At 61.2% G+C, this 19,777-nt stretch carries 18 protein-coding genes; 4 read left to right on the forward strand and 14 right to left on the reverse strand.

Translation table 11 applies throughout. The annotated features are described in order from the left end of the window. Positions 1-9 precede the first annotated feature (9 nt). The 3 genes from folP to rlmE all read right to left on the reverse strand — a co-directional run bounded on the left by folP (position 10) and on the right by rlmE (position 3,604). Complete coding sequence (gene folP / locus NY023_RS23930; RefSeq protein WP_023661277.1) at positions 10-861, reverse strand: dihydropteroate synthase; 852 nt, start codon at positions 859-861, stop codon at positions 10-12. An 8-nt stretch (positions 862-869) separates the two neighbouring features. Further along, on the reverse strand, positions 870-2,774 hold the full coding sequence (ftsH, locus tag NY023_RS23935; protein ID WP_015271861.1) for an ATP-dependent zinc metalloprotease FtsH: 1,905 nt from the start codon (positions 2,772-2,774) through the stop codon (positions 870-872). Positions 2,775-2,977: 203 nt separating this feature from the next. Continuing rightward, positions 2,978-3,604, reverse strand: coding sequence for a 23S rRNA (uridine(2552)-2'-O)-methyltransferase RlmE (rlmE, locus tag NY023_RS23940; protein ID WP_015271862.1), 627 nt, complete (start codon positions 3,602-3,604; stop codon positions 2,978-2,980). Positions 3,605-3,706: 102 nt separating this feature from the next. Here rlmE and yhbY point away from each other — a divergent pair, with 102 nt between their 5' ends. Beyond that, the gene (gene yhbY, locus NY023_RS23945) at positions 3,707-4,015 is read left to right on the forward strand and encodes a ribosome assembly RNA-binding protein YhbY (protein WP_003249945.1); all 309 of its coding nucleotides are present in this window, start codon (positions 3,707-3,709) and stop codon (positions 4,013-4,015) included. Positions 4,016-4,156: 141 nt separating this feature from the next. Here yhbY and NY023_RS23950 read toward each other — a convergent pair whose 3' ends face one another. The 8 genes from NY023_RS23950 to grpE all read right to left on the reverse strand — a co-directional run bounded on the left by NY023_RS23950 (position 4,157) and on the right by grpE (position 14,569). Further along, positions 4,157-4,597: a hypothetical protein gene (locus tag NY023_RS23950; protein ID WP_049798463.1), complete on the reverse strand. Its 441-nt coding sequence runs from the start codon at positions 4,595-4,597 to the stop codon at positions 4,157-4,159. Further along, a complete protein-coding gene (gene greA / locus NY023_RS23955; RefSeq protein WP_013974292.1) occupies positions 4,575-5,057 on the reverse strand; it encodes a transcription elongation factor GreA in 483 nt (160 codons plus the stop codon). Before greA ends, NY023_RS23950 begins: the two co-directional genes overlap by 23 nt. Next, complete coding sequence (carB, locus tag NY023_RS23960) at positions 5,054-8,275, reverse strand: carbamoyl-phosphate synthase large subunit (RefSeq protein ID WP_013974293.1); 3,222 nt, start codon at positions 8,273-8,275, stop codon at positions 5,054-5,056. The genes greA and carB overlap by 4 nt, the downstream gene beginning before the upstream one ends. A gap of 105 nt (positions 8,276-8,380) precedes the next feature. Further along, positions 8,381-9,517 (reverse strand): glutamine-hydrolyzing carbamoyl-phosphate synthase small subunit, encoded by a 1,137-nt coding sequence (gene carA, locus NY023_RS23965; protein WP_013974294.1) that lies wholly within the window; start codon positions 9,515-9,517, stop codon positions 8,381-8,383. 325 nt (positions 9,518-9,842) lie between these two features. Then, positions 9,843-10,649 (reverse strand): 4-hydroxy-tetrahydrodipicolinate reductase, encoded by an 807-nt coding sequence (gene dapB / locus NY023_RS23970; protein WP_013974295.1) that lies wholly within the window; start codon positions 10,647-10,649, stop codon positions 9,843-9,845. Positions 10,650-10,662: 13 nt separating this feature from the next. Next, a complete protein-coding gene (dnaJ, locus tag NY023_RS23975) occupies positions 10,663-11,787 on the reverse strand; it encodes a molecular chaperone DnaJ (RefSeq protein WP_013974296.1) in 1,125 nt (374 codons plus the stop codon). A 197-nt stretch (positions 11,788-11,984) separates the two neighbouring features. Then, a complete protein-coding gene (gene dnaK / locus NY023_RS23980) occupies positions 11,985-13,910 on the reverse strand; it encodes a molecular chaperone DnaK (protein ID WP_013974297.1) in 1,926 nt (641 codons plus the stop codon). Between the two features lie 101 nt (positions 13,911-14,011). After that, positions 14,012-14,569 (reverse strand): nucleotide exchange factor GrpE, encoded by a 558-nt coding sequence (gene grpE, locus NY023_RS23985; RefSeq protein WP_003258073.1) that lies wholly within the window; start codon positions 14,567-14,569, stop codon positions 14,012-14,014. 191 nt (positions 14,570-14,760) lie between these two features. On the opposite strand from grpE, the gene recN reads away from it, so the two are divergent. Then, positions 14,761-16,434 carry a DNA repair protein RecN gene (gene recN, locus NY023_RS23990; RefSeq protein ID WP_013974298.1) on the forward strand — a complete coding sequence of 558 codons (1,674 nt, stop codon included), beginning with the start codon at positions 14,761-14,763 and terminating at the stop codon, positions 16,432-16,434. A gap of 173 nt (positions 16,435-16,607) precedes the next feature. Here recN and fur read toward each other — a convergent pair whose 3' ends face one another. Continuing rightward, entirely contained in the window at positions 16,608-17,012 is a 405-nt protein-coding gene (gene fur / locus NY023_RS23995; protein WP_012274258.1) for a ferric iron uptake transcriptional regulator, read from the reverse strand. A 97-nt stretch (positions 17,013-17,109) separates the two neighbouring features. Here fur and NY023_RS24000 point away from each other — a divergent pair, with 97 nt between their 5' ends. Beyond that, positions 17,110-17,643: an outer membrane protein assembly factor BamE gene (locus NY023_RS24000; protein WP_015271871.1), complete on the forward strand. Its 534-nt coding sequence runs from the start codon at positions 17,110-17,112 to the stop codon at positions 17,641-17,643. 61 nt (positions 17,644-17,704) lie between these two features. Here NY023_RS24000 and NY023_RS24005 read toward each other — a convergent pair whose 3' ends face one another. Further along, on the reverse strand, positions 17,705-18,139 hold the full coding sequence (locus NY023_RS24005) for a type II toxin-antitoxin system RatA family toxin (protein WP_003258078.1): 435 nt from the start codon (positions 18,137-18,139) through the stop codon (positions 17,705-17,707). A gap of 162 nt (positions 18,140-18,301) precedes the next feature. Here NY023_RS24005 and smpB point away from each other — a divergent pair, with 162 nt between their 5' ends. After that, positions 18,302-18,784, forward strand: coding sequence for an SsrA-binding protein SmpB (gene smpB, locus NY023_RS24010; RefSeq protein ID WP_013974300.1), 483 nt, complete (start codon positions 18,302-18,304; stop codon positions 18,782-18,784). Between the two features lie 135 nt (positions 18,785-18,919). Here the strand turns inward: smpB and NY023_RS24015 are convergent, their stop codons facing one another. Continuing rightward, positions 18,920-19,687 carry an FCD domain-containing protein gene (locus tag NY023_RS24015; protein ID WP_013974301.1) on the reverse strand — a complete coding sequence of 256 codons (768 nt, stop codon included), beginning with the start codon at positions 19,685-19,687 and terminating at the stop codon, positions 18,920-18,922. Between the last annotated feature and the right edge of the window lie 90 nt (positions 19,688-19,777).

Here is a 19,777-nt window from a genome sequence, read left to right on the forward strand (position 1 = left end):
CCAATGTTCTTATTCGGCGTTTTGCACCGCAGCGATCATGCGCACCACATCAACGGTTTCTGCCACGTCATGGACACGAAGGATGCTCGCCCCCTTGGTCATGGCCAACGCCGCCAGCGCAAGGCTGCCATACAACCGCTCGCCAACCGGACGTTCCAGCGTCAGGCCGATCATGCTCTTGCGTGAAACACCCACCAGCAGCGGGCGCCCAAGGCGATAGAGCGCTTCCATGTGCTTGAACAGGCTCAGATTGTGCGCCAGTGTCTTGGCGAAACCAAAGCCCGGATCAAGGATGATTCTGTTTGCGTCGATGCCCGCCGCGGCGCAGGCGACCATTCGCTGTTCAAGGTAGCGCGTAACGTCGGCGGTCACATCTTCGTAATGCGGGTCGTCCTGCATGTTACCCGGCTCGCCACGCATGTGCATGAGGCACACCGGCAGGCCGGTATCCGCGGCTGCGTCCAGGGCGCCATCGCGCTCCAGAGCACGCACGTCGTTGATCAACCCTGCACCGAGGCGCGCCGATTCACGCATGACGGCTGGCGTGGAGGTATCGACCGAGATGACCACGTCGAGTCGGTTGTTGATCGCCTCGACCATGGGGGCCACCCGCTCCAGCTCCTCGGTCACCGATACCGCGCGCGCACCCGGCCGCGTGGACTCTCCGCCGATGTCGATCAGCGTGGCACCTGCGGCAACCATCGCTTCGGCATGACGCAACGCCTCGTCGCGCTGGTTGAAGCGCCCGCCATCAGAGAAGGAATCAGGGGTGATATTGAGAATACCCATGACATGGGTACGCGACAAATCAAGAACCCGGTTGCCGCAAGGCAACCGGGTCGGGTACTGCACTGAGCTCATAGATGCCCTTAGTGTTGAGCCGCTGGACCGCCGATCGGCGATTCCGGGCGATCACCCTGGGCAGCTGGTTTGCCCGAAGCCGAGTCATCATCCCAGTCGCGCGGTTCGCGGGGGGTACGGCCAGCCATGATATCGTCAATCTGCTCGGCGTCGATGGTCTCGTACTTCATCAGCGCTTCGGCCATGGCATCGAGCTTGTCACGGTTGTCGGTGAGCAGCTGCTTGGCCGTGGCGTAGCACTGGTCGATGATGCTGCGCACTTCCGAGTCGATCAGCTTGGCAGTTTCGCCGGAAACGCTGGCGTGCTGGCTCGCAGCACTGCGACCCAGGAACACCTCGCCTTCTTCCTCGGCGTACATCAGCGGCCCGAGTTTCTCGGAAAGGCCCCACTTGGTCACCATGTTGCGGGCGATCTGGCTGGCACGCATGATGTCGTTGGACGCACCGGTAGTGACGCCGTCGAAGCCCAAGGTCATTTCCTCGGCAATACGGCCCCCGTACAGCGAGCAGATCTGGCTGATCAGTGCGCGCTTGGACAGGCTGTAGCGGTCTTCTTCCGGCAGGAACATGGTCACGCCCAGGGCACGGCCACGCGGAATGATCGAAACCTTGTAGACCGGATCGTGCTCAGGCACCAGGCGACCGACAATGGCGTGGCCAGCCTCGTGGTAGGCAGTGTTCTGCTTTTCTTTCTCGGACATGACCATGGTCTTGCGCTCGGCGCCCATCATGATCTTGTCCTTGGCCAGTTCGAACTCTTTCATTTCGACCAGGCGCTTGTTGGCGCGCGCGGCAAACAGCGAGGCCTCGTTGACCAGGTTGGCCAGGTCCGCACCGGAGAAGCCAGGGGTACCACGGGCAATGACCGCCGGGTTGACGTTCTCGCCGACCGGCACCTTGCGCATGTGTACCTTGAGGATCTGTTCGCGACCACGAATGTCCGGCAGGCCCACCACCACCTGACGGTCGAAGCGGCCGGGGCGCAGCAGCGCCGGGTCGAGCACGTCCGGACGGTTGGTAGCGGCGATGACGATGATGCCATCGTTCATCTCGAAGCCGTCCATCTCCACCAGCAACTGGTTGAGGGTTTGCTCACGCTCGTCGTGACCACCACCCATGCCAGCGCCACGGTGGCGACCAACGGCGTCGATCTCGTCGATGAAGATGATGCACGGGGCGTGCTTCTTGGCCTGTTCGAACATGTCGCGCACACGGCTGGCACCGACACCGACGAACATTTCCACGAAGTCCGAACCGGAAATGGTGAAGAAAGGCACCTTCGCCTCGCCGGCGATGGCCTTGGCTAGCAAGGTCTTACCGGTACCGGGCGGGCCGACCATCAGCACGCCACGCGGGATACGGCCGCCCAGGCGCTGGAACTTGCCCGGGTCGCGCAGGAACTCGACCAGCTCGCCGACTTCTTCCTTGGCTTCGTCGCAACCTGCAACGTCGGCCAGGGTAGTCTTGACCTGGTCTTCAGACAACAGGCGCGCCTTGCTCTTGCCGAAACTCATCGGCCCGCCCTTGCCCCCCGCTCCGCCCTGCATCTGGCGCATGAAGAACATGAACACGGCGATGATCACCAGGATCGGGAAGCTCGCTACCAGCAGCTGTGTCCAGATGCTCTGCTGCTCAGGCTGCTTGCCTTCGATGATGACGTGATTGTCGACCAGGTCGCCAATCAGGCCGTTGTCGGTAATGGCCGGACGCACGGTCTTGAAATTGTCGCCATCGGCGCGCTTGCCGGTGATGATGTAGCCGTCGACGGTCACACGCTCGACCTTGCCATCCTTGACCTGCTGGATGAAGTCGGAATAGTTGAGGGTCTGCGGCTCGTTAGGGCTGGAGAAGTTGTTCATCACTGTCACCAGGACAGCTGCGATGATCAACCACAGGATCAGATTCTTTGCCATGTCGTTCAATTCGCTACCCTCTGAGGTCGGCGCACGACGCAGCCGTTCCTCGCATGATATTCATCGCCCTAACTTACTACATTACCTACGCAGCCGCAGGCACCGTCTGTAACCCTTTGTGAAAGCTAGACTACACGAAGTTCGGACGATCCTGACGCGGCGGCCGATTGGAAATAACTATCGGCCACCACGCTTCACGCCTTTCATGCCCCTTTGAAACCCCTGCCCAGCAGGTACTGCTCGCGGGAACGGTCACGCGACGACGACGGCTTGCGCATCTGCACCTTGTCGAACTTGCTGCGCACGTCCTTGAGGTACACGTCAAAACCTTCGCCCTGGAAAATCTTGATCAGGAAATCGCCGCCGGGCTTTAGCACGCGGGTTGCCAGATCGAGGGCCAGCTCGCAGAGGAACATGGCACGCGGCATGTCCACCGCAGGCGTACCACTCATATTGGGGGCCATGTCGGAAATCACAAGGTCTACGTGCGAATCGCCGACGGCCTCGAGAATGCGCTGCAGCACTTCATCCTGGGTGAAATCGCCCTGGATGAAGGTCACATCAGGGATCGAGTCCATCTCCAGGATGTCGGACGCGATCAGGCGGCCCTGGCCACCAATCAGACGACTGGTCACCTGCGACCAGCCACCAGGAGCAGCGCCGAGATCGATCACGCTCATACCTGGGCGGATCAGCCGGTCCTTTTCCTGGATCTCCAGCAGTTTGTAGCTCGCACGCGAGCGGTAGCCGTCCTTTTGTGCCTGTTTCACAAAAGGATCGTTGAAATGCTCTCGCAGCCAGTTTGCGCTGCTTTTGGAACGTTGTACCACGGGGCACCTCGATGATATGCGTCGTGATTGACTGGGCGGAGCCGGTGGCCCTCGGGTAAAATGCCGGTCAATTTTACAGAATCAGACGGAAAGGGTCAGATTATGCCGCTCAATAACGAGCAGAAGAAGCAATACAAGTCCATTGGTCATGACCTGAAGCCGGTCCTGATCGTCGCTGGCAACGGTTTGAATGAAGGCGTCATCGCCGAACTGGAGCGCGCCTTGGTCGACCATGAGCTGATCAAGGTCGAAATTCGCTCGGAAGACCGCGAAGAGCGCGCCGAGACCATTGCCGAACTGTGCAAGGCCGGCCGTGCCGAACTGGTGCAGACCATCGGCAAGAAAGCGCTGATCTACCGCAAGAACCCACAGCCGAACAAGCAGCTGTCCAATATCCACCGTTACAAGTAACGGCAAAGGGGCTGCTGCGCAGCCCATCGCTGGCAAGCCAGCTCCCACAGGTACGGCGCATGGCCTGAATTCGATGCGGTCGGTGTGGGAGCCGGCTTGCCGGCGATGGGCCGCGAAGCGGCCCCAGCGATCTCGAGCCGCTTAGCGGCGCACCTTGACCGGAACCGGCTGGGCCACCAGCACGATGCCGGAAAAGCCCAGCACCAGGAAACAGAGCAGCTGCCAGCGCTCGCCAACGGAAATACCGTAGCGCAAGGTGTAATACCCCACGCAGGCACCGAAGCCGAGCAACAGCATCTGGCCACGGAACTGCTGCCACCAGGCCGACAGGCCGTCCACCCTTGCCAGCACCGCCAGCTGGGTCAACAAGCCAAGCAGCGCCACACCGATCAACCAGCGGTCGATCTGCCCGGCGATATCCTGCACCAGCAGCGGCGCCAGGCCACTGACCTTGAGCGCGGGCACCAACCCCACGTGAAACACCCACAAGCCACCGACCCAGAAAACCTGGGCCAGCTGCCATAGGATCCCCTCGAGGGATGGCGCCCGCAGGCGCCGGTCAGATGTGCTTGACTTCGACAATCTCGTACTCGACCGTGCCGCTAGGCGTCTTGACGACGACAGTATCACCTTCTTCCTTGCCGATGATGGCACGGGCAATCGGCGCTCCGCTCGAGAGCTTGCCCTGTTTAACGTCGGCTTCATCCTCGCCGACGATCTGGTAGGACACCTCTTCATCGGTTTCGGTGTTGGCCAGTACCACGGTGGTACCGAAAATCACCTTGCCGGTGTGAGGGATGGTAGTCACGTCGATCACCACCGAGTTCTGCAGGCGGCCTTCGATATCGCGGATACGTGCCTCGACCATGCCCTGCTCTTCACGGGCGGCATGGTATTCGGCGTTTTCCTTGAGGTCGCCCAGTTCACGTGCTTCGCCGATGGCCTGGCTCAGGCGCGGGCGCTCGGTCTTGCTCAGGAACAGGTGCTCCTCTTCCAGGGCGCGAGCGCCCTGGACGGTCATCGGGTACTTGGTAATGCTCATGCTTTCAGTCCTGCATGCAGATCCTGCAGACGACGAACGGTCTTTTCCGGACCGAATTTCAGCGCCTCGCAGATGGCTTCACCGGCCGCAATGGTAGTGGTGCAGTAAATCTTGTGCTGCAGCGCATTGCGACGAATCGAGTAGGAATCGGCGATCGACTGGCGGCCTTCGGTGGTGTTGATGATCAGCGACACTTCGTCGTTCTTGATCATGTCGACCACGTGCGGGCGACCTTCGGTCACCTTGTTCACACGGCGCACTTTCAGGCCAGCCGCTTCGATAACCTTGGCAGTGCCGGCAGTTGCAACCACTTCGAAGCCCAGGGCGATCAGGTCGCGGGCAACGCCAGCCACTTGCGGCTTGTCGTCGTCACGCACGCTGATGAATGCGGTACCGCCGGTCGGCAGTACTTCGCTGGCACCCATCTGGGCCTTGGCGAAGGCTTCACCGAAGCTGTCACCGACACCCATGACTTCACCGGTCGATTTCATCTCAGGGCCGAGGATCGGGTCAACCCCCGGGAACTTGGCGAACGGGAAGACGGCTTCCTTGACGCTGTAGAAGTTCGGGATGATTTCCTGGGTGAAGCCCAGCTCTTTCAGGGTTTTGCCGGCCATGACGCGGGCCGCGATCATCGCCAGGGAGGTGCCGATGCACTTGGAGACGAACGGCACGGTACGCGAGGCGCGCGGGTTGACTTCAATCACGTAGATCTTGTCGCCCTGCAGGGCCAGTTGCACGTTCATCAGGCCGACCACGCCCAGCTCCAGGGCCATTTTCTTGACCTGTACGCGGACTTCGTCCTGCACTTCCTTGCTCAGCGAGTACGGTGGCAGGGAGCATGCCGAGTCGCCGGAGTGAACGCCGGCCTGCTCGATGTGCTGCATGATGGCGCCGATCACCACATCGGTGCCGTCGCACACCGCATCCACGTCCATCTCGATGGCGCAGTTGAGGAAGTGGTCGAGCAGTACCGGGCTGTCGTTGGACACCTGCACAGCTTCGCGCAGGTAGCGCTTGAGCTCGTCCAGCTCGTAGACGATTTCCATGGCACGGCCGCCCAGTACGTAGGACGGGCGCACTACCAGCGGATAGCCGATGCCGCCAGCAGCGCTGATGGCTTCTTCTTCGCTGCGCACGGTGGCGTTTGGCGGCTGCAGCAGGCTCAGGCGCTGAACCATCTGCTGGAAGCGCTCGCGGTCTTCAGCGCGGTCGATGGCATCCGGGCTGGTACCGATGATCGGTACGCCAGCTTCTTCCAGGGCGCGGGCCAGTTTCAGCGGGGTCTGGCCACCGTAGTGGACAATCACGCCTTTCGGCTTCTCGACGCGGCACACTTCCAGCACGTCTTCCAGGGTCAGCGGCTCGAAGTACAGGCGGTCGGAAGTGTCGTAGTCGGTGGAGACGGTTTCCGGGTTGCAGTTGACCATGATGGTCTCGTAACCGTCTTCACGCAGCGCCAGTGCGGCGTGTACGCAGCAGTAGTCGAACTCGATACCCTGGCCGATACGGTTAGGGCCGCCACCCAGGATCATGATCTTGTCGCGGGTCGACGGGTTGGCCTCGCACTCTTCCTCATAGGTGGAGTACAGGTAGGCGGTGTCGGTAGCGAATTCGGCAGCGCAGGTGTCGACGCGCTTGTACACCGGGAACACTTCCAGCTTGTGGCGGTGACGGCGCAGGTTCTTGTCGGTGATACCCAACAGCTTGGCCAGGCGCTGGTCAGAGAAGCCCTTGCGCTTGAGGCGCAGCATGTAGTCCTTGTCGATCGACGACAGGGCCAGGGTCTTGACCTTCTCTTCTTCCTTGATCAGGTCTTCCATCTGCACCAGGAACCACATGTCGATGCCGGTCAGGTCGAAGATCTGCTCGCAGGTCATGCCGGCACGCATGGCGTCAGCCACGTACCAGATACGCTCGGCGCCCGGTACGGTCAGCTCGCGCTTGAGGATGCTGCTGGCTTCAGGGTTGGCCAGGTCGACTTTCGGGTCGAGGCCGCAGGCGCCGACTTCCAGGCCGCGCAGAGCTTTCTGCAGAGACTCCTGGAAGGTACGGCCGATGGCCATGACTTCACCCACGGACTTCATCTGGGTGGTCAGGCGGGCGTCGGCTTTCGGGAATTTCTCGAAGGCGAAGCGCGGCAGCTTGGTGACGACGTAGTCGATCGACGGCTCGAAGGAGGCCGGGGTGCGGCCGCCGGTGATGTCGTTCTGCAGTTCGTCGAGGGTGTAACCGACAGCCAGCTTGGCAGCGATCTTGGCGATCGGGAAGCCAGTGGCCTTGGAGGCCAGCGCCGAGGAACGCGAAACGCGCGGGTTCATCTCGATCACGACCATGCGGCCTGTGTTCGGGCAGATACCGAACTGAACGTTGGAGCCGCCGGTTTCAACACCGATTTCACGCAGCACCGCCAGGGAGGCGTTGCGCATGATCTGGTATTCCTTGTCGGTCAGGGTCTGTGCCGGGGCGACAGTGATCGAGTCACCGGTGTGCACGCCCATCGGATCGAAGTTCTCGATCGAGCAGACGATGATGCAGTTGTCCTTCTTGTCGCGGACAACCTCCATCTCGTATTCCTTCCAGCCGATCAGCGATTCGTCGATCAGCAGTTCCTTGGTCGGCGACAGGTCCAGGCCACGGGCGCAGATTTCTTCGAATTCTTCACGGTTGTAGGCGATACCACCACCGGTGCCGCCCATGGTGAACGACGGACGGATGATGCACGGGAAGCCCAGGCGCTCGAGGACGGCGTTGGCTTCTTCCATGCTGTGGGCGATACCGGAGCGCGGGCACTCCAGGCCGATGTCCTTCATGGCCTTGTCGAAGCGCGAGCGGTCTTCGGCCTTGTCGATGGTGTCGGCATTGGCACCGATCATTTCCACGCCGAACTTTTCCAGAACGCCGTGGCGCTCCAGGTCCAGGGCGCAGTTCAGTGCAGTCTGGCCACCCATGGTCGGCAACAGTGCGTCCGGGCGCTCTTTCTCGATGATCTTGGCCACCGACTGCCACTTGATCGGCTCGATGTAGGTGGCGTCGGCCATGGCCGGGTCGGTCATGATGGTGGCTGGGTTGGAGTTCACCAGGATGACGCGGAAACCTTCCTCGCGCAGGGCTTTACAGGCCTGGGCGCCGGAGTAGTCGAATTCGCAGGCCTGGCCGATCACGATCGGGCCAGCGCCAAGAATCAGGATGCTTTTGATGTCTGTACGTTTTGGCATGGTTGTCACTCAAATCCGGGGTCAGTCGGCAAGCCGCTTTGAACAATCTGGGTCAGGCGCTTCCGGGCGCGGCGCAAGCCGGCCCGGGGCCTTGAAGCAGGATGCTCAGCGGCGCTTGGCCATGGCATCGATGAAACGATCGAACAGTGGCGCGACGTCGGTCGGGCCTGGGCTCGCTTCAGGGTGGCCCTGGAAGCTGAACGCGCTCTTGTCGGTGCGCTCGATACCCTGCAGGGTGCCGTCGAACAGCGACTTGTGGATGGCGCGGACGTTACCCGGCAGGGTGGCCTCGTCAACGGCAAAGCCGTGGTTCTGGCTGGTGATCATGACCACACCGGTGTCCAGATCCTGGACCGGATGGTTGGCACCGTGGTGGCCATGGCCCATTTTCACGGTCTTGGCGCCAGAAGCCAGGGCCAGCAGCTGGTGGCCCAGGCAGATACCGAATACCGGGATCTCGGTCTCGAGGATTTCCTTGATCGCCTGGATGGCGTAGTCGCAAGGCTCGGGGTCACCAGGGCCGTTGGACAGGAAAACGCCGTCCGGGTTGAGTGCCAGCACTTCGCTGGCCGGAGTCTGGGCCGGCACCACGGTCACGCGGCAGCCACGGGCAACCAGCATGCGCAGGATGTTCAGCTTGACGCCGTAGTCGAAGGCGACCACGTGGTAAGGCAGGTCAGCGGCTTCGATGGTCGGATGGCTGTCGGTCTTCAGCTCCCACACGCTGGAGCGCCACTCGTAGCGTTCCTTGGTGGAAACGACCTTGGCCAGATCCATGCCCTTCAGGCCCGGGAAGGCGCGGGCAGCGGCGATGGCGGCTTCTTCGCTGATGTTGTCACCGGCGAGGATGCAACCGTTCTGAGCGCCCTTTTCACGCAGGATTCGGGTCAGGCGACGGGTGTCGATGCCGGCGATGGCGACGACGTTGTTGGCCTTGAGGTACTCAGGCAGCGACTGGGTGTTACGCCAGTTGCTGGCCAGCAGCGGCAGGTCACGAATGACCAGGCCAGCGGACCAGACGCGGTTCGACTCGGCGTCTTCCGGGGTAGTACCGGTATTGCCGATGTGCGGGTAGGTCAGGGTAACGATTTGCTGCGCATAGGAAGGGTCTGTAAGGATTTCCTGGTAGCCGGTCATAGCGGTGTTGAATACCACCTCACCAACGGTCTGACCGTCGGCACCGATAGCTTCACCGCGGAAAATACTGCCGTCGGCAAGGGCGAGTATGGCTGGCTTTGTCAAGAAGACCTCCCGTAAATCAAGCATGAAAGGGCGATCGCAGGTTGCAAAAAAGCGGAGTGACGTATGGACACGTCACCCCGCTTTCATGTGCTGAATTCAATTCGCTGCGCGCTTTTAGTGGACACACTAAAGCTGTAGCTTACAGAAAAGTGCGTTTTCGGTCTACCGCGGATGTGCCTCTAAAACACATCAATGCGACAGGCTGACATCTGTGCCGGCTTCTTCGCGGGTAAACCCGCTCCTACAGGGATAGAGCCATGCCTGGGCAACGCTGTACCTGTAGGAGCGGGTTTACCCGCGAAGAAGCCAACACAGTTCAAACTGCTTAACGCAGCTCGAGCACATCCTGCATGTCGTACAGGCCAGGCTCGCGCCCGTCCAGCCACAGCGCCGCACGCACGGCGCCCTTGGCAAAGGTCATGCGGCTGGAAGCCTTGTGGGTAATCTCGACGCGCTCGCCTTCAGCGGCGAACAGCACGGTATGATCACCCACCACATCTCCAGCACGCACGGTGGCGAAGCCGATGGTCTGACGCTCACGTGCACCGGTCTGCCCTTCACGGCCATACACGGCCACTTCCTGCAGGTTGCGACCCAGCGCCTGGGCAACCACTTCACCCATGCGCAGCGCGGTGCCCGACGGCGCATCGACCTTGTGCCGGTGGTGCGCTTCGAGGATTTCGATATCCACATCGTCACCCAGCACGCGCGCTGCGGTATCCAGCAGCTTAAGGCACAGGTTGACGCCGACGCTGAAGTTGGCGGCAAAAACGATCGGGATTTCCTTGCCGGCTTCGGCCAACTGCTGCTTCTCTTCCGGCGTGAAGCCAGTAGTGCCAATGACCATGGCCTTGCCCGCCTTGCGGCAGAACGCCAGGTTCTTCAGGGTCACCGAAGGGTGTGTGAAATCGATCAGCACGTCGAACTCGTCGACCACCTTGGACAGGTCGTCGGAAATCGGCACACCAATACGACCCAGGGCCGCCAACTCACCGGCATCAGCCCCAACCAGCGAGCTGTCCGGGCGGTCTATCGCCGCCGTCAGGCCCGCTTGGGGGGCCTGTTGCTGCACGGCCTCGACGAGGGTCTTGCCCATCCGCCCTGCCGCGCCCATCACTGCAATACGTCGCATAGCCATTTCCTTGTCAGAGATCGCCGAAGAAGCGCTTCACGCCATCGAACCAGCCACTGGCCTTGGGCGAGTGAGAGCTATCGCCTTCCAGCGAATCACGCAGCTCTTCGAGCAACTCGCGCTGACGACGGCTGAGATTGACCGGGGTTTCCACCGCTACACGACAGAGCAGGTCGCCCGCACCACCACCGCGCACCGGAGCAACACCCTTGCCGCGCAGGCGGAACTGCTTGCCGGTCTGGGTACCCTCCGGGATCTTCAGCTTCACCCGACCATCGAGGGTCGGCACCTCCAGTTCGCCACCCAAGGCAGCATCGGTGTAGCTGATTGGCACTTCGCAGTACAGGTGCTTGCCATCACGCTGGAAGATCTCGTGCTCACGCACGTTGATCACTACATACAGGTCGCCGGTCGGGCCACCATGGGTACCAGCCTCGCCCTCGCCCGACAGGCGGATGCGGTCGCCAGTATCGACACCTGCCGGCACCTTGACCGACAGCGTCTTGTATTCCTCGACACGGCCTTCGCCGTGGCACGAGGTGCATGGGTCGGTAATGATCTTGCCCTGGCCATGGCAGCGCGGGCAGGTCTGCTGTACCGAGAAGAAGCCTTGCTGCATGCGCACCTGGCCGATACCGCCACAAGTCGGGCAGGTAGATGGGGTCGAGCCCTTCTTGGCACCGGAGCCGTCGCACGGCTGGCAGTTGACCAGCGTGGGCACACGGATGCTGACCGTGGTGCCACGTACCGCTTCTTCCAGGTTCAGTTCCAGGGTGTAGCGCAGGTCACTGCCGCGCTGAGCACCACCACGCGAGCCGCCACGGCCACCCCCGAAGAAGTCGCTGAACACATCACCGAAGATGTCGGAGAAGTTGGCACCACCGAAACCGGCGCCACCACCACCCATGCTTGGATCCACACCCGCATGACCGTACTGGTCGAACGCAGCACGCTTGCTGGCGTCAGACAGCACTTCGTAGGCCTCGTTGGCCTCCTTGAACTTGTCTTCCGACTCTTTGTCGCCTGGGTTGCGGTCCGGATGGTACTTCATCGCCAGGCGACGGTAAGCCTTCTTGAGGTCTGATTCGCTGGCGCCGCGCTCGACACCCAATACCTCATAATAATCACGCTTGGACATAGGTCATTTGCACCTTGTTGGGCGTCTGGCATCTACGCCGCGCCATCAGCACCCGCCATTTGCCCACCAGGGCCACTGACAGATGCTGTAAAAATTCTCGAATTCCAGATACGCCAACGCGGGAGCAAGCCCCCGCGCGGCGACATCCTACCAGCTCACCACCAAACGGCGGTGAACTGGCCGACAACATGCAGGGATTACTGCTTGTTGTTGTCTTTCACTTCTTCGAACTCAGCGTCAACCACGTCATCGTGCTTGGCTTCCGGCTCGGCCTGCTGTGCGCCGCCCTGAGGCTGTTCGGCCGACTGCTCGGCGTACATCTTCTGGGCAACCGGCGCCGAAACCTCGGACAGCTCCTCGACCTTGGCGTCGATGGCAGCCTTGTCGTCGCCTTTGACAGCGGCTTCCAGGGCAACAACGGCAGCCTCGATGGCGGCTTTCTCTTCAGCGGTAACCTTGTCACCAGCGTCAGCGACCATCTTGCGGGTCGAGTGAACCAGCGCGTCACCCTGGTTACGGGCAGCGGCCAGCTCTTCGAACTTGCGGTCTTCCTCGGCGTTGGCCTCGGCGTCACGCACCATGCGCTCGATCTCTTCGTCCGACAGGCCGGAGTTGGCCTTGATCACGATCGACTGCGACTTGCCAGTGGCCTTGTCCTTGGCACTGACGTGCAGGATGCCGTTGGCGTCGATGTCGAAGGTTACTTCGATCTGTGGAACGCCACGTGGAGCCGGCGGAATGTCAGCCAGGTCGAACTTGCCCAGCGACTTGTTCTGTGCAGCCTGCTTGCGCTCACCCTGCAGCACGTGAATGGTCACGGCACCCTGGTTGTCGTCGGCAGTCGAGAACACCTGCGACTTCTTGGTCGGGATGGTGGTGTTCTTCTCGATCAGCGAAGTCATCACGCCACCCATGGTTTCGATACCAAGGGTCAGCGGGCTGACGTCCAGCAGCAGTACGTCTTTGACGTCACCAGCCAGCACCGCGCCCTGGATAGCAGCACCCATGGCCACGGCTTCGTCCGGGTTGACGTCCTTGCGCGCTTCTTTACCGAAGAAGTCGGCAACGGCTTTCTGCACCAGCGGCATACGGGTCTGGCCACCGACCAGGATCACGTCGTCGATCTTGCTTGCATCGATACCGGCGTCCTTCAGGGCGATACGGCAAGGCTCGATGGTACGGGCAACCAGGTCTTCGACCAGCGATTCCAGCTTGGCGCGGGAAATCTTCACGTTCAGGTGCTTCGGACCGGTAGCGTCTGCAGTGATGTACGGCAGGTTTACGTCGGTCGACTGAGCGGAGGACAGTTCGATCTTGGCCTTTTCAGCGGCTTCTTTCAGGCGCTGCAGTGCCAGCGGATCGTTCTTCAGGTCCATGCCGGACTCTTTCTTGAACTCGTCGACGAGGTAGTCGATCAGGCGCATGTCGAAGTCTTCGCCACCCAGGAAGGTGTCGCCGTTGGTAGCCAGTACTTCGAACTGGTGCTCACCATCGACTTCGGCAATCTCGATGACCGAAACGTCGAAGGTACCACCACCCAGGTCATAAACGATGACGGTGTGGTCGCCCTTGGCCTTGTCCATGCCGTAAGCCAGTGCAGCGGCAGTTGGCTCGTTGATGATGCGTTTTACATCCAGGCCAGCGATGCGACCGGCATCCTTGGTGGCCTGACGCTGACTGTCATTGAAGTAGGCCGGAACGGTGATGACCGCTTCGGTAACTGGCTCGCCGAGGTAGTCTTCGGCGGTTTTCTTCATTTTCTTCAGGACTTCGGCGCTGATCTGCGGCGGAGCCATGTCCTTGCCACTGGCCTGTACCCAGGCGTCGCCATTGCTGGCCTTGACGATCTTGTAAGGCACCAGCTTGATGTCTTTCTGTACAACATCTTCTTCGAAGCGGCGGCCGATCAGGCGCTTCACTGCGAACAGAGTGTTGTGCGGGTTGGTGACCGCCTGACGCTTGGCCGACTGACCAACCAGGATTTCGCCGTCGTTGGCGTAGGCCACGATCGAAGGGGTGGTACGCGCACCTTCGGCGTTTTCGATGACCTTGACGTTACCGTTTTCCAGAACAGAGACGCACGAGTTGGTGGTCCCCAGGTCGATACCGATGATTTTACCCATGTTAACTCTCCCGAAACTTGAATTTGGTAGCAGCGACTACTTTGGCCAACTGCGGTAATACTTGAAGGCTTGACACCTAAATGGGGATGCCCGGATGGATTTCAAGCCTTTTCATTGATCGAGGGTTGCGCCGCGCTTGGCGCCTTGCTGACCACCACCATGGCGGGGCGCAGCAGGCGACCGTTGAGCAGATAGCCCTTCTGGAACACGTTCAGCACGCTGTTCGGCTCCACTTCGGCGTTTTCCTGCATGGCCATGGCCTGGTGGTGCTCTGGGTTGAACGGCTGGCCGTGCGGGTCGACTGCTTCGAGGTTGTAGCGCTTGAGAGTGTCCTGGAACATCTTCAGGGTCAGCTCGACACCCTCGCGGATCTGCTTGACGTGCTCATCGTCGGCACTGGAGTGCGCCAGGGCCAGCTCCAGGCTGTCGATCACCGGCAGCAGGTCGCCCGAGAACTTCTCGAGGGCAAACTTGTGGGCTTTCTCGACATCCTGCTCGGCACGACGACGAGCGTTCTGCACGTCGGCAACGGCGCGCAGCGCCTGGTCCTTGGCGGCGGCCAGCTGCTCCTCGAGTTCCAGGACGCGGGCATCGGCAGCATTACCTGCACCGGTCTCTTCGACGTTAAGGTCTTTCTCGTTCAGCTGTTCGTCAGCCATGGGGTCTCTCCTGCGCAATTTTGTGGACTGCGAGCCAGGCTCGCCTTTGATGTCGGCTATATGGGGCCGGAAAAACCAGCTTCAAGGGGCAAGGTCGTTTTCCCGGCTGCAACAGAATCTGCCAAGGGGCATTGGCAGGCCTGAAAAAAGTACTGTATAAATAACCAGACCTGACTTTCGGGAGCCGCCCCATGCTGGTGCACCTGTCCATTCACAACTACGCCATCGTTGAGCACCTCGACCTCGAGATCGCCCGAGGCATGTCCGTCATCACCGGTGAGACTGGTGCAGGCAAATCGATCATGCTCGATGCCCTCGGTCTGGCCCTGGGCGACCGGGCCGACAGTGGCGTGGTGCGCCCCGGCACGGACAAGGCAGACATCCTCGCCACCTTCGACCTGGTGGACATCCCCGAGGCGCATGTCTGGCTGGCCGAGCGTGACCTGGACAACGACGGCCTGTGCATCCTGCGCAGGGTGATCACCGCCGAAGGCCGCAGCCGCGGCTACATCAATGGCACCCCCTGCCCGCTCGGCGACCTCAAGGCACTGGGCGAGCTGCTGATCGATATCCACAGTCAGCACGAGCACCAGTCACTACTCAAGACCGACACCCATCGCCGCCTGCTCGACGAGTACGCCGGCGCCATCGACCTGGCCCGTCAGGTACAGCTGGCGGCCAAGCGCTGGAACCAGACCCGCCTGGAGCTGGAGCGCCTGTCCAACTCCGGCGATGAGCAGCGCGCCCGCCATCAGCTGCTGAGCTACCAGCTGGAGGAACTGGACAACCTCGGCCTGGGTGAATACGAACTGGAGCAGTTGGAGCAGGAACACAAGAACCTGACCAGCGCCGAAGCCTTGTTCGGCATCTGCCGCCAGGTCATCGACCAGTGCAGCGAAAGCGATTCGGGCAACGTGCTCAGCGCCCTCACCTCCAGCCTCAACCGCCTGGGTGCCGCCCCCAACTCGCCAAAGGCACTGGGCGAAGCGGCCAACCTGATCGCCAGCGCGCAGATTCAGGTCGAGGAAGCCGTGGGCGAGCTCAATCGTTTCCTCGACAACTTCGACGCCGATCCCATACGCCTGCAGGCATTGGAAGAACGCCTCGACACTATCTATACGCTGGCACGCAAACACCGAGTGCACCCAACCGAACTGCCCCACCTGCAGCAGCAACTGATGGAAGAGCTGGAGGGCCTGAACGCTAGTGATGAGTCGATCGAGCGATTGGGTGAAGAACTGGCCGCTTTTGCCCAGCATTATAAAGAGAAGGCGCTCGAGCTCAGCGCGCTGCGCCAGCAGGCCGCCCAACAGTTGGCGGTGGCCGTCGAGCAGGAGATCCAGCGCCTGGGCATGCCTGGCGGGCGCTTCTGTATCGCACTCACACCCAATGAAGGAGCAGACCTTTCGCCCCATGGCCTGGAGCAGATCGAGCTACTGGTCAGCGCCAACCCTGGCCAACCGCTCAAGGGCCTGGCCAAGGTGGCCTCAGGCGGTGAACTGTCCCGCATCAGCCTGGCGATCCAGGTGATTACCGCGCAGACCTCGCGCATTCCCACCCTGGTGTTCGACGAAGTCGACGTCGGTATCGGCGGGCCTACTGCCGAAATCGTCGGCCAATTGCTGCGCCGCCTGGGCGAGCGAGGCCAAGTGCTGACCGTAACCCACCTGCCGCAGGTGGCGGCACAAGGGCATCACCACCTGTTCGTGCACAAGGTGCGCAACAGCGACACCACCCACACCGCCGTGGCCAACCTGGGCAAGCGCGAGCGAGTAGAGGAAGTGGCGCGGATGCTGGGCGGCATAGACCTGACCAAGGAATCCCTGGCGCATGCGCGCAAGATGGTGGTGAGCGGCAAGGCCTGAACCCTTCTTTTTCAGGCCTCTTCGCGGGTAAACCCGCTCCCACAGGATATTCACCGGACCTGAGCCTGCGCAGTACCCGCGAAGAGGCCGGCACAAACGACACAGGTCTCTGCCTCAGAAAGCACAAAGGCGACCCGAAGGTCGCCTTTGCCATTCATAACGATAAGAAATCGTTACTTCTTTTTACGCACGTACAAGACCAGATTGTGGTCTACCAGCTCGTAGCCATGCTCGGCCACGATTTCGCGCTGGCGTTTCTCGATCTCGGCATCCATGAACTCGATGACTTCACTGGTATCCACGTTGACCATATGGTCGTGGTGACCGCCATCGGCCAGTTCGAACACCGCATGACCGCCGTCGAAGTTGTGGCGAACCACCAGACCCGCCGCTTCGAACTGGGTCAGTACGCGGTAGACGGTGGCCAGGCCTACGTCCTCGCCAGCCTCCATCAGCGCCTTGTAGACATCCTCGGCGCTCATGTGACGCTGCTCGGTGGAGTCGAGCATCTGAAGGATCTTGACTCGAGGCAGGGTCACCTTGAGACCGGCTTTGCGCAATTCGCTATTTTCAACCATGGTCAGCTTTCTCGCCGATGCTGCTTCGCAGCTTCTCTTAATACGGGTATGATCGGGGTTTACGTTGTCCAGCCAAGATAGTGGAAGTCGCCCACCGATGCAAAACACCAAGCTCTTGCTAACCAGCCTCACCCTAGTGGGACTGCTCGCACTCGCCGGTTGCTCGTTTCCCGGGGTTTACAAAATCGACATCCAGCAGGGCAATGTCGTTACGCAAGACATGATAGACCAATTGCGCCCCGGAATGACCCGCCGGCAAGTAAGGTTTATCATGGGTAACCCGCTAATCCAGGACACCTTCAACACCAACCGCTGGGATTACCTGTACAGCCTGCAGCCAGGCGGCGGCAAACGCCAGCAAGAACGCATGAGCGTGTTCTTCAACGAAAGCGACCAGTTGGTGAGCCTGTCCGGCGACTTCATGCCAGGCGTCAGCCGCGACCAGGAAATCCTCGGCGGCAGCAGCGACACCACGGTCAGCCCGGCCAACCAGCCAGAGCAGCCCACCGCGCAGCCTGAAGAAAAACCGGCCAAGCCAGGTTCGGTGGAAGAATCCATCCAGCGCGAAATCGACACCATCGAGACCACCCCGGTCCCGACTCCAGCGCCGCTGGAAACCTCGCCTCAATAAGCGGCGAGCAGATACAAAAAAGCCCGGACCTGGTCCGGGCTTTTTGTTGCCGCTGTTTCAGTCAGGCATTCAGTTGCTTGGCACGCTGGCAAAACGCATCCACCAGCGTATTTGCCGCCTGGTTGAACAGCGGCCCCAAAGTCGCACGCACCAGCGGGCCAGCATAGTCGAACGAAAGGTCCAGGCTGATCTTGCAGGCCTTTTCACCCAGCGGCTTGAACACCCAAAGGCCATGCAACTGGGTGAACGGCCCCTCCTCTAGGTTCATCTCGATAGACTGCCCCGGCACCAGTACATTGCGCGTGACGAAGTGCTGGCTCATGCCGCCCTTGGCCACTTCGAGCTTGGCACGCATGTGCGTGTCGCTGGCTTCGATCACCGTCGAGGCCGAGCACCAAGGCAGAAACTGCGGGTAGCTGGCCACATCGTTGACCAGATCGTAGAGCGCCTGGGCGGGATACGGCAGCAGGGCGGAGCGTTGAATATGGGTAGTCATCCAGGCATCACTTCCAAGGCTGGGTGGCGGCGCTTCGCAGCGTGCCGAAAACAAGTTCTGTCGCAAAGACAGCGGCTGTATTGTCCGGTATTCATTGCAGTGGCTCAAGCACACCGAAATCCCATAGCCGACGACGCGGCGACTGCCTATAATGCCGCCCCTATGGCTAAACAAAAGAAACATCCGACCGGGACCATCGCGCAGAACAAGAAGGCGCGACACGATTACTTCATCGAACACAAGTTCGAGGCCGGGCTGGTCCTGTCCGGCTGGGAAGTAAAAAGCCTGCGAGCCGGCAAGGCGCACCTGACTGACAGCTATGTGCTGCTGAAGGACGGTGAGGCCTGGCTGTTCGGCAGCCACATCACCCCGCTGACCACGGCCAGCACCCACGTCATCGCCGACCCCATCCGCACTCGCAAGCTGCTGCTGAACAAGCGCGAACTCGAGCGCCTGGAAGCGGCCGTGGCGCAAAAAGGCTACACCTGCGTGGCCCTGGCGCTGTACTGGAGCAAGCACCTGATCAAGTGCGAAATCGCACTGGGCAAGGGCAAGAAGGAATTCGACAAGCGCGACACCATGCGCGAGCGCGATTCCAACCGCGAGCTGCAGCGGGCTGTGCGGAACAAGGGCAAGGAAGAGTAATACCTCTTCTTCAGCCTGCTCCGGCCTCTTCGCGGGTAAACCCGCTCCCACAGGATTCACACTGAGTTCAGATTCGGTGCGGTCTCTGTGGGAGCGGGTTTACCCGCGAAGAGGCCAGCACTGCCAGTACAAATCTCAACGCCCGCTACGCCGCTCCGCCCGCGCCACTCGCTGCGCTTCTTCATGCGCCTCTTCCAGTACCTCCTGCACATACAGAATGTGCCGGCTGGACACTTCCCGCGCATCCTCCGCCCTGCCCTCGACTATCGCCAGGTACAGCTCCCGGTGCTGGCTGATCAGCATGTCCCGAGTCTCGGTCCGTTGCTGGTACATGCCGCCGATGTTGGTCACCACGTTGCGCTTGAGCAGGTCGAACAAGCCCCGAATGGTGTGCAGCAACACGGCATTATGGCTAGCCTCGGCAATCGCCAGGTGGAAGCGCGCATCGGCCGCGCCTTCCTCCGCCCGAGTCACTTCGTCGGCCCTGGCATAACAGTCCTGCAGCGCATCGAAGGCCGCCTTGAGGCGTGCCCGGTCCGGCTGGGTGGCGCGCTGGGCCGCGTAGTAGGCGCAGGACGCCTCCAGGGTATGGCGGAATTCGAGCAGGTCACGCTGCGCCTCGGCACTGTGTTCAAGCAGTTGCAGCAATGGGTCGCTGAAAGTGGACCCCAGAGACTCGGCGACAAAATTGCCCCCACCCTGGCGGCTGACCAGCAGCCCCTTGGCCACCAGCTTCTGGATCGCCTCACGCAGTGATGGGCGGGACACGCCGAACTGCTCGGCAAGGACGCGCTCGGCCGGCAGCCGCTGACCAGACGTCAGCGTACCTTCCAGAATCATCCCTTCCAACCGATCGACGATGTCGTCGGACAGGCGCCGTTGGCGGACCTGATCAAAAACCATCACATGCTCTCCACAAACCCCCGGCAGATTTCAGGGGGCGCCTATTCTCGCCGATCCGGGCCTTGCAAACACCCACCAGCCGACGATTTT

The organism is Pseudomonas sp. NBB, assembly GCF_032701105.1.
Lineage (GTDB): Bacteria > Pseudomonadota > Gammaproteobacteria > Pseudomonadales > Pseudomonadaceae > Aquipseudomonas > Aquipseudomonas asiatica.